The organism is Serratia sp. PGPR-27 (assembly GCF_022678525.1).
Taxonomy (GTDB): Bacteria; Pseudomonadota; Gammaproteobacteria; order Enterobacterales; family Enterobacteriaceae; genus Serratia; species Serratia nematodiphila.
The window spans coordinates 1-14,839 of sequence record NZ_JALBYS010000049.1; the positions used below are offsets into that span (position 1 = coordinate 1).

The 14,839-nt window shown below is 59.8% G+C and carries 13 protein-coding genes; 3 read left to right on the plus strand and 10 right to left on the minus strand.

The window, feature by feature from the left end; translation table 11 throughout:
* Window positions 1-93: 93 nt before the first annotated feature.
* The 5 genes from hemG to MMS95_RS21350 form a co-directional block, all read right to left on the minus strand.
* A complete protein-coding gene (gene hemG, locus MMS95_RS21330; RefSeq protein WP_004934493.1) occupies window positions 94-627 on the minus strand; it encodes a menaquinone-dependent protoporphyrinogen IX dehydrogenase in 534 nt (177 codons plus the stop codon).
* Between the two features lie 21 nt (window positions 628-648).
* A complete protein-coding gene (trkH, locus tag MMS95_RS21335) occupies window positions 649-2,100 on the minus strand; it encodes a Trk system potassium transporter TrkH (RefSeq protein WP_004934492.1) in 1,452 nt (483 codons plus the stop codon).
* A 35-nt stretch (window positions 2,101-2,135) separates the two neighbouring features.
* A complete protein-coding gene (locus tag MMS95_RS21340; RefSeq protein ID WP_004934489.1) occupies window positions 2,136-2,750 on the minus strand; it encodes an IMPACT family protein in 615 nt (204 codons plus the stop codon).
* Complete coding sequence (gene pepQ / locus MMS95_RS21345; protein WP_118892551.1) at window positions 2,750-4,081, minus strand: Xaa-Pro dipeptidase; 1,332 nt, start codon at window positions 4,079-4,081, stop codon at window positions 2,750-2,752. The genes MMS95_RS21340 and pepQ overlap by 1 nt, the downstream gene beginning before the upstream one ends.
* Window positions 4,082-4,193: 112 nt before the next feature.
* Complete coding sequence (locus MMS95_RS21350) at window positions 4,194-5,390, minus strand: MFS transporter (RefSeq protein ID WP_242142248.1); 1,197 nt, start codon at window positions 5,388-5,390, stop codon at window positions 4,194-4,196.
* A 233-nt stretch (window positions 5,391-5,623) separates the two neighbouring features.
* On the opposite strand from MMS95_RS21350, the gene fadB reads away from it, so the two are divergent.
* Window positions 5,624-7,813, plus strand: coding sequence for a fatty acid oxidation complex subunit alpha FadB (gene fadB / locus MMS95_RS21355; protein ID WP_242142249.1), 2,190 nt, complete (start codon window positions 5,624-5,626; stop codon window positions 7,811-7,813).
* Between the two features lie 10 nt (window positions 7,814-7,823).
* Window positions 7,824-8,987, plus strand: a complete 1,164-nt coding sequence (gene fadA, locus MMS95_RS21360; RefSeq protein ID WP_025304928.1) for an acetyl-CoA C-acyltransferase FadA — start codon at window positions 7,824-7,826, stop codon at window positions 8,985-8,987.
* A 172-nt stretch (window positions 8,988-9,159) separates the two neighbouring features.
* Here fadA and fre read toward each other — a convergent pair whose 3' ends face one another.
* From fre to pepE, 3 genes are all read right to left on the minus strand, one after another.
* Complete coding sequence (gene fre / locus MMS95_RS21365) at window positions 9,160-9,861, minus strand: NAD(P)H-flavin reductase (protein WP_004934474.1); 702 nt, start codon at window positions 9,859-9,861, stop codon at window positions 9,160-9,162.
* A 50-nt stretch (window positions 9,862-9,911) separates the two neighbouring features.
* Window positions 9,912-11,432: a 4-hydroxy-3-polyprenylbenzoate decarboxylase gene (ubiD, locus tag MMS95_RS21370; RefSeq protein ID WP_118892553.1), complete on the minus strand. Its 1,521-nt coding sequence runs from the start codon at window positions 11,430-11,432 to the stop codon at window positions 9,912-9,914.
* A gap of 62 nt (window positions 11,433-11,494) precedes the next feature.
* Window positions 11,495-12,220: a dipeptidase PepE gene (pepE, locus tag MMS95_RS21375; RefSeq protein WP_033631520.1), complete on the minus strand. Its 726-nt coding sequence runs from the start codon at window positions 12,218-12,220 to the stop codon at window positions 11,495-11,497.
* A gap of 244 nt (window positions 12,221-12,464) precedes the next feature.
* Here pepE and rfaH point away from each other — a divergent pair, with 244 nt between their 5' ends.
* On the plus strand, window positions 12,465-12,953 hold the full coding sequence (rfaH, locus tag MMS95_RS21380; RefSeq protein ID WP_004934466.1) for a transcription/translation regulatory transformer protein RfaH: 489 nt from the start codon (window positions 12,465-12,467) through the stop codon (window positions 12,951-12,953).
* A gap of 45 nt (window positions 12,954-12,998) precedes the next feature.
* Here rfaH and hemB read toward each other — a convergent pair whose 3' ends face one another.
* Window positions 12,999-14,021, minus strand: coding sequence for a porphobilinogen synthase (hemB, locus tag MMS95_RS21385; protein WP_004934463.1), 1,023 nt, complete (start codon window positions 14,019-14,021; stop codon window positions 12,999-13,001).
* 14 nt (window positions 14,022-14,035) lie between these two features.
* Window positions 14,036-14,818: a 3'-5' ssDNA/RNA exonuclease TatD gene (gene tatD, locus MMS95_RS21390; protein WP_118892554.1), complete on the minus strand. Its 783-nt coding sequence runs from the start codon at window positions 14,816-14,818 to the stop codon at window positions 14,036-14,038.
* Window positions 14,819-14,839 lie beyond the last annotated feature (21 nt).

A 14,839-nucleotide genomic window follows, 5' to 3' on the forward strand; every position in this document is an offset into this window, starting at 1 on the left:
TAGGGAGTTCTCGGCAGGCCGCAACCCCTAATTGCAAAAAACTTTTCAAGCGCGGATTTTTTCGGCAAAACGCTGGCCAAACCCGCGTTTTTGTCACTTTTCGTACTGGATCTGGCTAAATTCCTGGGCGAAACGATCGACCTGCTGCCAATCTGTGTACTCCACTTCCTTACTGGTATCCGTTTCACCGCCCGTCATACGCATAATAAATTGAATCATGATGCGGTCGAACCAACGATAGCGCGGATACCGCAATGCGCCGGCAAACACCGCGCACTGTTTTGGCTGCCACGGCGAGGCCAGCAGGAACTTGCGGGTATAAGCGTTGGTTTGCGGCGAACGCTTTTCCGGTTTACGCGCGGTCAGGTTCACGGCGAAGAAGGCGCTCGGCATCCTATTCAGCTGTTCGGCATGGCGCTTAACGAATTTATCCAGCACCGGGTTAAAGTGCCCGTAACGGATAGAAGCACCGATCATCACCTGCTGGTACTGACTAAGGTCGACCTGTTCCGCCTGCAGCAGATCAATCACCTCACAACGCAGCGTGTCCTGCAACTTGCTTGCTATATAAGAAGCGATAGCACGTGTTTGCCCGTCACGGCTCGAATAAAGTATCAATGCCTTCATGGCGTACTCCTTATATCAGGCTCACTCACGCCAAAAAGTTGGCGTGAACAGCACCAGCAATGTAAACACTTCCAGGCGCCCGAACAGCATCGTCACCACCAGGATCCACTTGGCCGCCGCCGGCATCGTGGTGAAGTTATCTGCCACCACGCCCAGGCCGGGGCCAAGGTTATTGAGTGTTGCCGTCACTGCGGCGAACGCGGAGAAATCGTCAACGCCGGTGGCAATGATCGCCAGCATGCTGACGATAAACACCAGCGCATAGGCGGAGAAGAATCCCCATACCGCTTCCAGAATGCGTTCCGGCAGCGCGCGATTGCCCAATTTGATGGTATAGACCGCGTTGGGGTGCACCAGCCTCTTCAACTCTCGCGAGCCCTGCAGGTACAGAAGCAGAATACGGATCACCTTCAGGCCGCCGCCGGTCGAGCCGGCGCAGCCGCCGATGAACGCCGAGCACAGCAACAACATCGGCAGAAACAGCGGCCACTTGGCGATGCTGTCGGTCGTAAAACCGGCCGTGGTCGCCATCGATACCACCTGGAAGAACGCCTGATTGAGCGTTTCCATACCGCTCTTATAGACGCCATGTCCCCAGAGCACCAACGTGCATACCACCACCAGCGTCAACTGAACGAAGATGAACATGCGGAATTCAGGATCGCGCCCGTACACCTTCAGACTACGGCCGCTTAGCAAAGCGAAGTGCAGGCCGTAGTTACAGCCGGAAATCAGCAGGAACACGGCGATGATGGTGTTGATAGTCGGACTGGCGTAATAACCGATACTGGCGTCGTGGGTAGAAAACCCGCCAATGGCGATGGTCGAGAAACTGTGGCCGATGGCGTCGAACACCGACATCCCGGCCCCCCAGAGCGCCAGCGCACAGGCGACGGTCAGCAACACATAGATTAGCCACAGGGTTTTGGCGGTTTCGGCGATGCGTGGACGCATCTTGTTATCTTTCAGCGGCCCGGGCATTTCCGCTCGATACAGCTGCATGCCGCCGACGCCAAGTATCGGCAGTATCGCCACCGCCAACACGATGATCCCCATGCCGCCCATCCATTGCAGCATTTGGCGATAGAACAGGATGGCCTTCGGCAACGAGTCCAGCCCCACCAGCGTCGTTGCGCCGGTAGTCGTCAATCCCGAGAAGGATTCAAAGAAGGCGTCGGTCAGCGACAAGTTGGGCCGTTCCGAAAACAGGAACGGCAATGCCCCCACGCTGCCCAGCACGGTCCAGAACAACACGACAATCAGGAAGCCTTCACGGGGCTTCAGCTCGTGTTTCTGTTTGCGGTTCGGCCACCACAGCATCAGACCGATGGTCAGCGCCACGAAGAAGGTTTGGCTGAACGCGCGCCCCGCCCCATCGCGGTAAATCAATGCCACCAGGCCGGGGATAAACATCGTCCCGGAGAACAGGATGACCAGCAGACCAACGATACGGGTTATGGCGCGAAAATGCATTTCAGCACGATCCTTAGCAATTCAATTGGGAGGAATTATTGCGAAATGGGGGTTAATTGCAAATTACCGCGACTGAGATCACGCAATTTATTCCCAAACAGTTCGACCTCGGTGGCCGGCAACGCCAGATGCAGCACGACGGCGGCGCCGTATTCGCCCTGCAGGATCCGACCTGCGGTTTGCTGCAGCAAGTTCTCCACCAACGCCAACTGCGCATAGTCGCACTGCAAGATATATTCGGCTTCCGGCACCTTTTGCGCCAACGCCAACTGCTTCAACGCCTGTTGAACACCGTTGCCATAGGCTTTCACCAGCCCGCCGGTGCCCAGCTTGACGCCGCCATAGTAACGAACGACCACGGCGGTCACTTCACCGATGCCGCTCCCCATCAGCTGCGCGAGGATCGGTTTGCCGGCGGTGCCCGACGGCTCTCCGTCGTCTGAGAACCCCAGTTGCTGCGAGTCATCGGGGCTGCCGGCGACGAAAGCCCAACAATGGTGTCGCGCCGCCGGATGCTCATCCCGCACCTGCTGAATAAACGCCTTTGCCGCTTCTACCCCGCTGGTCGGCGCCAGCAGGGTGATAAAACGGCTCTTCTTTATTTCTTCGGTAAAGCAGGTGGCTTCCGCCGGTATCGGGTAAGGCCGCATCAGGCCAGGTTCAGATCGCGCGTCATGTTCTCGATGCGCTTTTCGTGGATCACGATGTTGTCTTCGATACGGATGCCGCCATACGGCTTCAGCGCATCGATGCGATCCCAGGCGAAGTGCTGCTTGAATTCACCGCTGCGCCACGGTGCCAACAGAGACTCGATGAAGTACAGACCTGGCTCGATGGTCAACACCATGCCCGGCTGCAACACGCGGGTGCAACGCAGGAATGGATACTTGGACGGCGCCGGCAGATGGGTGCCTTGCTCGTCCTGCATAAAGCCGGCGGCGTCGTGCACCTGAAGGCCCAGCGGATGGCCCAGCCCGTGCGGCAGGAACGGCGTGGTAATACCCGTTTCAACCATCGCCTCTTCGCTGAGGCCGTTCACCAACTTGTGATTCTTGAGCAGCTTGGCGATGCGCTGATGCATTTGCACATGGTAGTCGGTATAGCGCACGCCGGGCTTGATGGTGTCGATCAGCGCCAGCTGTTCACCATTGAGATCTTTCAACAAGTGGGCGAACTCGCTGCCGCTTTGCGCCGCGTAGGTGCGGGTCAGATCGGCGGCATAGCCGTTATATTCCGCGCCGGCGTCGATAAGGAAACTCAGGGGTTCGGCCGGCGGCTGATGATCCAGCTTGGTGTAGTGCAGTACCGAAGCGTGTTCGTTCAGCGCTACGATGTTGTCGTAAGGCACGTCGGTATCGCGGTGGCCTGTCGCCGTCAGGTAGGCCAGGTTGATGTCGAACTCGCTCATGCCGGAGAGGAACGCCTCATGCGCCGCACGATGGCCGGTTACCGCCGTCTTCTGCGCTTCGCGCATGCAGGCCAGCTCGTAGCCGGTTTTGATAGAACGGTGGAAATCCAGGTAGTTCAGCACCGCTTTCGGGTTGATGTTTTCAGAAGAAATGCCGAGATCGCGTGCGCGCTGTTGCGCATAACCGATATAGCCCACGCGCTCGCGCTGCGGCGGAAGCTGCTGGGCGATGGCGTCGGCGTTGGCCAGCGGCATCAATTCGAGGGACCTGGTCCAGAAACTGTTCGGCAGCGGCTCTACGCTGTGCCAGTAGTCAACCGGGGAGTAGAACCACAGCTTCGGCTTATTGACACCATCGATCCACAACCAGCAGTTCGGCACCGACGTCACCGGCACCCAGGCTTTGAAATGCGCGTTCACTTTGAACGGATAGCTATGGTCGTCCAAAAATACCTTTTGCAGCTCACCGGAGTGAATCAGCAGCGCATCCAACTTGTTGCGCTCCAGCACTTCGCGCGCGCGTTTTTGCAGCTCTGCCAGGTGGTCGTTATACAAAGAAGCCAGCGTTTCCATCACAGTACCCTTATGCCTTAGCACGAAAGAAGTCATCTTAACACAGCGCTCCGGCGCACCAACCTCATCGCGTTGGGCATGCGGAGCAGCTCGCAATTCCCTGCAAATGCCGTTACATCCGCAGCTTAACCATTAACCAGCCGCCCAAACCGAGCAGCGCTATCGCCAGCGCCCACAGGCCATGGTGTTCCAACAACACCGCGCCAGCCGCGGCGACGCCCGCCAGACACTGCTGCAGAAAGCCACACAGCGCCATCGCATAAGCGCCGTACTCTTTGGCATCGCTGACGGCCATCGCCATGCTGTTGGGAAACAGCACCGCCTGGCCAAAAATGGTCAGGCAATACAGCGCGATGAACAGCGCCATACCGGAAAGGCCGGCCAGAATGCCGCTCCACCACAACAGCAGGATCGCCGCCGTCGCCAGAGCCACGATACCGCTGCCGGTTTGCATCAGTTTTTTCCCGCCGACACGCGCCACCGTGCGGTTCACCGTCAGCGCCCCGCTGAAGTAGGCGACGCCGATCACCAGCCCCAGGGCACCGAACGCCGTGACGTTGAGACCAAAACCCTGCTGCATGACGAACGGACTCACCTCCTGCAATGTCACCGTGGTGGCGAAGCCCAATCCGCCGACGCAGGCCGGCCAGAAGAACCCCGGCCGCCGCAGAATGGCGAAATAGGTGGCCGCCATCGCTGGGCGTGGCTCACGTGCGCGCCCCGCCTCAAGCGGCAGCGTCACCATCAGCGCCAGAATGGCCAAACCGGTGGCGCCCATCAGGACGAAGCCCATCTGCCAGTGCGAATATTGGCTGAGCAGGCCGCCGATAAACTGCCCCCCGCCCAGCGCGGTGATAAAAGCGATGGAGAGCACCGATAACCGACGCGCCAACTCGTCACCGCTCCAGTTATCCCGCACGATGATACGCGCAATGATCGCCGCACCGCCGGCGCCGACGCCCTGCAGCGCACGCAGCGCCAGCAGTTGGGTACCGTTGCTGCACAGCGCCAACAGCCCGCTGCAGCCAATGAAAAGAAACAGGGAAAGCGTCAGCGGCACTCGGCGGCCAAAGCGATCGGCCGCCGCGCCCCAGAACAGCACCGGCAAGGCAGCGCCGATGACGAAGATCGAAATGGACAGCTCGGTGGCGCGCCGGCTCATCGCCAGCTCGCGCATCACCGTCGGCAGCGAAGGCAGATACACGGTCGTCGCCATCTGCGCCATAAACACCAACAGACACGCCAGCGTCATGGTTCTGGCGGGAATGCTCCATAAGCCGCTGCGTTTGACACAAACCGCCTTAGTCATGCCTTACCTCGTCTGAATGATCAATCGCTGCAGGCAAGTGTATGAGGGCCGACAACCACCAGCAAATGCCGATAGCACATAAAATATAACTCCGTTTTAAATCAAAACACTAACTTGGTGAGATGTGATCAGACCGGCAAATATGCAATCTCTCATTTGCATATTTTTAACATAAAAACCACACTCCTCTTCATCTGGTCATACCAGATCATACGCTGATTCAGGAGATAGACATGCTCTACCAAGGCGAAACATTACAACTGCACTGGCTCGATAACGGCATTGCCGAGCTGGTGTTCAACGCATCAGGCTCGGTCAACAAGCTGGACACCCGCACCGTCGCCAGCCTGGGCGAGGCGCTCACCGTGCTGGAAAACCAGCCTGAGCTCAAGGGGCTGCTGCTGCGCTCCACCAAAGCCGCATTTATCGTCGGCGCCGATATCACCGAATTCCTTTCTCTGTTTGCCGCACCGGCTGAAAAGCTGCACGAGTGGCTGGTATTCGCCAACAACGTCTTTAACCGGCTGGAAGATTTGCCGGTACCGACCATTTCGGCCATTAACGGCTATGCGCTCGGCGGCGGTTGCGAATGCATTCTGGCGACCGATTTCCGCGTCGCCTCGCCGGACGCGCGCATCGGCCTGCCGGAAACCAAATTGGGCATCATGCCGGGCTTCGGCGGTTCCGTCCGTCTGCCACGCCTGCTGGGTAACGACAGCGCGCTGGAAATCATCGCCGCCGGCAAAGACGTCAGCGCCAAAGACGCGTTGAAAGTCGGCCTGGTCGATGCGGTAGTGGTGCCGGAAAAACTGGCCGAAGCGGCGCTCAACATGCTGCAACAGGCGATCGACGGCAAGCTGGACTGGCGCGCCGCGCGTCAACCTAAGCTGGAGCCGCTGAAACTCAGCCCGATTGAAGCGGCGATGAGCTTCACCACCGCCAAAGGCATGGTGCTGCAGACCGCCGGTAAACATTACCCGGCGCCGATGACCGCGGTGAAGACCATTGAAGCCGCCGCCAAGCTGGGTCGCGATGAAGCGCTGAAACTGGAAACCGCCAGCTTCGTGCCGTTGGCCCGCTCCAACGAAGCGCGCGCGCTGGTCGGCATCTTCCTTAACGATCAGTTCGTGAAGGGCCAGGCGAAAAAGCTGGCCAAGAATGTGGATGCGCCAAAACAGGCGGCGGTGCTGGGCGCCGGCATCATGGGCGGCGGCATCGCCTACCAATCGGCGCTGAAAGGCGTACCGGTGATCATGAAAGACATCAGCGACAAGTCGCTGACGCTGGGCATGAGCGAAGCGGCCAAGCTGCTCAACAAGCAGCTGGAGCGCGGCAAGCTGGATGGCCTGAAAATGGCGCAGGTGCTGTCGACCATTCAGCCGACGCTGGACTACGCCGGCATCGAGCGCGCGCAGGTGATCGTTGAGGCGGTCGTCGAGAATCCGAAAGTCAAAGCCGCCGTGCTGTCGGAAGTGGAAGGCCTGATCGGTGAAGACACCGTTCTGGCGTCGAACACCTCGACCATTCCGATTAATCACCTGGCAAAATCGCTGAAGCGCCCGCAAAACTTCTGCGGCATGCACTTCTTTAACCCGGTGCACCGCATGCCGCTGGTTGAAATCATCCGCGGCGAACAGACCAGCGATGACACCATCGCCAAAGTGGTGGCCTACGCCAGCCGCATGGGCAAAACGCCGATCGTGGTGAACGATTGCCCGGGCTTCTTCGTCAACCGCGTGCTGTTCCCGTACTTCGCCGGCTTCAGCCTGCTGCTGCGCGACGGCGCCGACTTCCGTCAAATCGATAAAGTGATGGAAAAACAGTTCGGCTGGCCGATGGGCCCGGCCTACCTGCTCGACGTCGTGGGCATCGACACCGCGCACCACGCGCAGGCCGTGATGGCCGCCGGTTTCCCGGATCGCATGAGCAAAGACTACCGTGACGCCATTGACGTGATGTTCGACAACCAGCGCTTCGGTCAGAAAAATCAACTGGGCTTCTACCGCTACAGCCAGGACAGCAAAGGCAAGCCGCGCAAGGACAACGATGAGCAAACCGATGCGCTGCTGGCCGAAGTGAGCCAACCGCGCCAGACCATCAGCGACGAAGAAATCATCGCGCGCATGATGATCCCGATGATCAACGAAGTGGTGCGTTGCCTGGAAGAAAAGATCGTCGCCAGCCCGGCCGAAGCCGATATGGCGTTGGTCTACGGCATCGGTTTCCCTCCGTTCCACGGCGGCGCGTTCCGCTACCTGGATACGCTCGGCACCGCCAACTACGTTGAGCTGGCCCAGCGTTACGCACACCTCGGCGCCCTGTACCAGGTGCCGGCCGGTCTGCGCGCCAAGGCCGAACGCAATGAAAGCTACTACCCGGTGGCGACACCGCTGTCCGACGTCGCTACCCGCCAACCGGCATGAGGTCATAAAGATGGAAAACGTAGTTATTGTTGATGCCGTACGCACGCCGATGGGCCGCTCCAAGGGCGGCGCCTTCCGCCAGGTACGCGCCGAAGATCTCTCCGCTCACCTGATGCGTGAAGTGCTGAGCCGCAACCCGGCGCTGGACGCCGCCGAGATTGATGACATTTACTGGGGCTGCGTGCAGCAGACGCTGGAACAAGGCTTCAACATCGCCCGCAACGCCGCGCTGCTGGCCGAGATCCCGCACCGCGTGCCGGCGGTGACCGTCAACCGCCTGTGCGGTTCTTCGATGCAGGCGCTGCACGACGCGGCGCGCGCCATCATGGTGGGCGACGCGCACGTCAGCCTGATCGGCGGCGTGGAACACATGGGCCATGTGCCGATGAATCACGGCGTGGATTTCCATCCGGGCCTGAGCCGCAGCGTGGCCAAAGCCGCCGGGATGATGGGGCTGACCGCCGAAATGCTGGCCAAGATGCACAACATCAGTCGCCAGATGCAGGATGAATTTGCCGCCCGCTCCCACCAGCGCGCGCATGCGGCGACGCTGGCGGGTTACTTCAAAAACGAGATCATACCGACCAACGGCCACGACGCCGACGGCGTGCTGACCCGTTACGATTTCGATGAAGTCATTCGCCCGGAGACCACCGTCGAAAGCCTGTCGGCCCTGCGCCCGGCGTTCGATCCGGTCAACGGCACCGTCACCGCCGGCAGCTCCTCCGCCCTGTCGGACGGCGCTTCCGCCATGCTGCTGATGAGCGAATCGCGCGCCAAAGCGCTCGGTTTGAAGGCCCGCGCCCGCATCCGCTCGATGGCGGTCGTCGGCTGCGATCCGTCCATCATGGGCTACGGCCCGGTGCCGGCCAGCAAGCTGGCGCTGAAACGCGCCGGTCTGAGCGTGCAGGACATCGATCTGTTCGAGCTGAACGAAGCGTTCGCCGCCCAGTCTCTGCCGTGCATCAAGGATCTGGGGCTGATGGACAGCATCGACGACAAGATTAACCTGAACGGCGGCGCCATCGCGCTCGGCCACCCGCTGGGCTGTTCAGGCTCCCGCATCTCGACCACCCTGTTGAACAACATGGAACGTCGCGACGCGCAGTTCGGCCTGGCGACCATGTGCATCGGCCTGGGCCAGGGTATCGCCACCGTGTTTGAACGCGTTTAGCTGTGTCTATCTTGGGATGACCGCGTCACCACTTCAAATCGCGGCATCCCGCCAAGTTTAGTTGCCGTTCTTCCCGCCTGTCAGGGGCGGGTTTTTTATGCCTGAAATTTGCCGACGCCCAAATAAAAACGGGGCGACCCTCGGCCACCCCGTTCACTGCGCATCGCCTCTGTCAGATAAACGAAAACGCGTCGCCAAACATATGCGCTTCCAGCGCGCCGCGCTCGGCACAGAAACGCTCGCGGGCGATTTTCGCCATCTCGAAACGCCCGGCGATGTAAATGTCATGCTCCGCCAGCGTGCCGAAATCCTGCAGCACCGCGCTAAGCACGGTGCCGCTGCGGCCACGCCATTCAGCCTCCGGCTGCTCGACCACCGGGATCACCTTCAGATTCGGATGCTGCAACGACAGCGCTTCCAGCTCGCTCAAATCGTACAGGTGCTTCAGCTCACGTCCGCCCCAGTAGATTGAAATGTCGCGATCCGGCTGCTGCTCCAGCGCGGTCAACAGGATTGAACGCGCGTAAGAGAAACCGGTGCCGCCGGCGATTAGCACCAGCGGACGGCTGCCCTCTTCCCGCAGCCAGGCGTCGCCATGCGGCACGTCAACGGTGATCGCCTGCTCTTTCAGGATGCGATCCATCACCGCCATGGCGTACAGATTCAGCTCCGAAGCGCCGATATGCAGCTCGATGTAATCTTGCTGCGTCGGGGTTGATGCCAGTGAGAACGGACGCTTGTCGCGCTCATCCATCACCACCATCAGATATTGCCCTGCCTTGAAAGAAAACGGCTGTTCGGGCACCAGACGTACCCGATAAACCGTATCGGTAATGGCCTCTACCGAGGTCACTTTACAGCTCAATATTGTCATGCGTTCCCTCTGTCGGGTCATCAATGCAAAGCTGAGAACAGGGCCTGACGCTATAACGTCGGTTCCCTGTCACTGAAGATTGCGAGCTCATCCCAGATTTCGTCGACGCGCGCACGTACCTTTTCATCCATCTGAATCGGACGGCCCCATTCGCGATCGGTTTCACCCGGCCATTTATTGGTGGCGTCCAGCCCCATCTTCGAACCCAGGCCGGAAACCGGCGAGGCGAAGTCCAGATAGTCGATCGGCGTATTCTCCACCAGAACGGTATCCCTTGCCGGATCCATTCGTGTGGTGATCGCCCAAATCACGTCGTTCCAGTCGCGCGCATTGACGTCATCATCACAGACGATAACAAATTTGGTGTACATAAACTGCCGCAGGAACGACCAGACGCCCATCATCACGCGTTTAGCGTGGCCAGCGTACTGTTTTTTCATGCTCACTACCGCCAGGCGGTACGAGCACCCTTCCGGCGGCAGATAGAAATCGACGATTTCCGGGAACTGCTTTTGCAGGATCGGCACGAACACTTCATTCAGCGCCACGCCCAGGATCGCCGGCTCATCCGGCGGGCGGCCGGTGTAGGTCGAGTGGTAGATCGCGTTGCGGCGCTGGGTGATGTGAGTAACGGTGAACACCGGGAACTGGTCGATTTCATTGTAGTAACCGGTGTGGTCGCCGTAGGGGCCTTCCGGCGCCATTTCACCCGGCTCGATATAGCCTTCAAGCACGATTTCGGCGCTGGCGGGCACTTCCAGATCGTTGGAAAGGCACTTGACCACTTCGGTTTTGTTGCCGCGCAGCAGCCCGGCAAAGGCATATTCAGACAGGGTATCCGGCACCGGCGTGACCGCACCGAGGATGGTAGCGGGATCGGCGCCCAGCGCCACCGCGACCGGGAAACGCTCACCCGGGTGCGCCTGGCACCACTCCTGATAATCCAGCGCGCCACCGCGATGCGACAGCCAGCGCATGATCACTTTGTTCTTGCCCAGCACCTGCTGGCGATAGATGCCGAGGTTTTGCCGTTCCTTATGCGGGCCGCGGGTCACCGTCAGCCCCCAGGTGATCAGCGGCGCAGCGTCTTCCGGCCAGCAGTGCATCACCGGAATACGGCCCAGATCGACATCGTCACCCTGCCATACCTGCTCCTGACAAGGCGCGGATCCCAGCACCTTGGTCGGCATGTTCAGCACCTGCTTGAACTTTGGCATTTTGTCGAACAGATCGCGGAAGCCTTTCGGCGGCTCCGGTTCTTTGAGGAACGCCAGCAGTTTGCCGACTTCGCGCAGCGCGCTGATGTCTTCCTGCCCCATGCCCATCGCCACGCGATTGGCGGTGCCGAACAGGTTACAGAGCACCGGCATATCATACCCTTTCGGGTTTTCAAACAGCAGTGCCGGACCGCCCGCTCGCAGGGTGCGATCGGCAATCTCCGTCATTTCCAGGTAAGGATCGATCGGCTGGCTGATGCGTTTTAGTTCCCCTCTCTTCTCCAGCAACGAGAGGAAATCGCGTAAGTCACGGTATTTCATGCTGATCATTATAACGGCCAGTGGGGAGGGCATTATAAGCCCTCTTCACGGTTGTTGCTGCAATTTTGTTAACGCCGCCCGCCGCCGGGTGGCCCTCAGCCGCAGTTGAACGGCACCAGCGCAGCCAGCGCGCGCGTATCCTGATATTCACGCGTCTCCTCACCGTGGCGGAACACCTTGAAGCCCTGCCCGTTAGCGCTGAAGTAACGCAGCGCATTGCCTTCAACGTGCAGCAGGCTACCTTCACGCAGCGCCACCACCGACTCGCTTGGATTGACCGCGCAGAACTCCGCCAGGCGCTCGTCACGGGTTTCGCCCATGTGGCCGCTGATATGTGCGTCGATGTAGTGCGGGTTGATCTGCACCGGGAACAGCCCCAGCGCCGGCAGCACCACGCTGCAGCGCACCGGCATGTCATTGGTGGTGCGAATGCTCGGCGTGGCCACGTTGCAGCCGGCGCTCCAGCCGACGTAAGGCACTTCACGCTCGCGCACCGCGCGCTGGATGGGCACGATCAGGCCTTGTTCGTGCAGCATTTGGTTCAGCAACCAGGTATTGCCGCCGCTGACCAAAATGCACTCCGCCTGCGCGATCGCCGCCGCCGGCGAAGCCGCGTGATGGATGCTGGTGACTTCAATGCCCAGCGTTTGCGCCAGCTCCTGCGCACGCTGGTCGTAGTCGTAACGGATCAGGGCGTAAGGGATAAAGACGGCGGATTTGATGCCGCGACGCGCAATCATCGCCAGCAGTTGGCTTTTGGCGTACCCCAGCAGCTCGGCTTCGCCAGACAGCTTGCCGTTGCTCAACAGAAACAGCTCCATTTCTTTCCCTCTCGGTCAAAACGATGAATAGCGTCACAGCCAGCGGCGCAACGCCTGCCATACTGTGACGGTAACAAATTTTTAGCCCTCTGTTATACCAGCGCCGTATCGATAAGTGTGTGACCCCTCGCTAATAGCCGCAGATTCATAGAGATAGGTGATGTTACACGCTGAAACTTGCATCACTATGTATCCGGAATAGCTTTTGATATGCTTACCGGCTGGCAGAAAGGCATGTGAAACTATGGAATCCTGGTATCTACTTTATTGCAAACGCGGTCAGCTGTTGCGGGCGCAGGAACATCTGGAACGGCAGCAGGTAAACTGCCTCAGCCCGATCATCACGCTGGAAAAGATCGTGCGTGGTAAGCGCATCGCGGTCAGCGAACCCCTGTTTCCCAACTATCTGTTTGTGGAGTTCGACCCGGAGCGCATTCACACCACCACCATCAGCGCCACCCGTGGCGTCAGCCACTTCGTGCGTTTCGGCGCGTTGCCGAGCGTCATCCCGAGCAAGGTGATCGATGAGCTGCGCACGCACGCCAGCGAAACCTATGTCGATCCGGAAACCCCACAGCCAGGGGATACCGTTCTGATCGTCGACGGCGTGTTCGAAGGGCTGCAGGCGATCTACACCGAACCGGACGGCGAGGCGCGTTCCATGTTGTTGCTGAACCTGATCAACAAGCAGGTCAGTCAAAGCATCGACAACCGACAGTTCCAGAAGATGTAATGCAAAAGGCGCCCTCAGGCGCCTTTTTGTTGGCTCATTTTGCGCTTAGCGACGCATCGCATCGTCGTGCAGCCACTGGGCGACACGCTTGGCGAAGTAGGTCAGCACGCCGTCGGCGCCGGCGCGTTTGAAGCACATCAACGATTCCATCACCGCAGGTTGCTCCTGCAGCCAGCCGTTCTGAATCGCCGCCATATGCATGGCGTACTCGCCGGACACCTGATAAGCGAAGGTTGGCACACCGAAGGTATCCTTCACGCGGCGCACGACGTCGAGGTACGGCATGCCCGGTTTCACCATCACCATGTCCGCACCTTCCTGCAGATCCTGCGCAATCTCCTGCAGCGCTTCGTCGCTGTTGGCCGGATCCATCTGATAGGTCTTCTTGTTGCCGCCCTTCAGGTTGCCGCTGGAGCCCAACGCATCGCGGAACGGGCCGTAGTAGCAGGAAGCATACTTGGCGGAGTAAGCCATGATTTGGGTATTCACCAGGCCCTGCAATTCCAGACGATCGCGGATCGCCCCGATGCGGCCGTCCATCATGTCGCTCGGCGCCACGATTTCCGCGCCCGCTTCGGCATGGGACAGCGCCTGACGCACCAGAATGTCTTTGGTCACGTCGTTAATCACATAACCCTGCTCATCGATCACCCCGTCCTGCCCATGCGTGGTGTAGGGATCGAGCGCCACGTCGGTCAGAATGCCCAGCTCAGGCACCGCGTCTTTCAGCGCGCGCACCGTGCGCTGTACCAACCCTTCTGGGTTATAGGCTTCTTCCGCATGCAGCGATTTCAGGCTCGGTTCAATTACCGGGAACAGGGAAATCACCGGCACGCCAAGTTTGGCGATGGTTTCCGCTTCCTTCACCAGCAGATCGATCGTCATGCGCGATACGCCCGGCATCGAGGCCACTTCTTCCTGGCGGTTGCTGCCTTCCATGACAAACACCGGATAAATCAGGTCGTTGACCGTCAGTTGGTTCTCGGCCACCAGGCGGCGGCTGAAGTCGTGACGGCGCACGCGGCGCATACGGCGACCAGGGAAGGTGCCCGGAAATGCATAGCTCATAGTTTTCTCCTAGCTCAAACCAGCCGGAATAGCCGGCGGGCGTTCTCATCGGTTTTTTGCCCCAGCCATTGCGGCTCTTCCTGTCGCCAGACGGCGACCTGCTGCACGATATGGGGCAGGAAACAGGGTTCGTTGCGGCGAGATGCGGGTTTAGGCTGTAAATCCCGGGGCAACAGATAAGGGGCGTCCGTTTCCAGCAGCAGACGCTCGGCCGGGATCTGCGGCAACAGGGCGCGCAATTCCAGGCCGCGCCGCTCGTCGCAGACCCAACCGGTGATCCCGATCGACAGACCCAGCGACAGGCAGCTTGTTAATTCTTCGGCGGTGCCGGTGAAGCAGTGCACCACGGCCGCGGGCAGTTTATCCAACCACGGCGTCAGTAGCTCGGCAAAACGTGCGTGTGCGTCGCGGCAATGAAGAAACACCGGCAGCGCCAACTCCGTCGCCAGCGCCAGCTGCGCGGTGAACGCCGCTTCCTGCTGTACGGGCGTCGAGAAATTGCGATTGAAATCCAGGCCGCATTCGCCGATCGCCGCCACTTCAGGGCGTGCGGCTAACGCATAAATCTGCTCGGCGGTCTGTTCATCCCAACCGCTGGCGTAATGCGGATGCACACCGGCGGTAGACCAACCGTAGCCCGCATGCTGCTGCGCCAATTCCGCCGCTTCGCGGCTCTCTGCCAGATCGGTGCCGGTAATCAATATCCCGGTAACGCCCGCCGCGCGGGCGCGCTCCACTACCGCCTGGCGGTCTTTGGCGAATTGGCTGCTGGTGAGGTTAACGCCGATATCAAACATGGTTTTTTCCAAAGCAAAAGC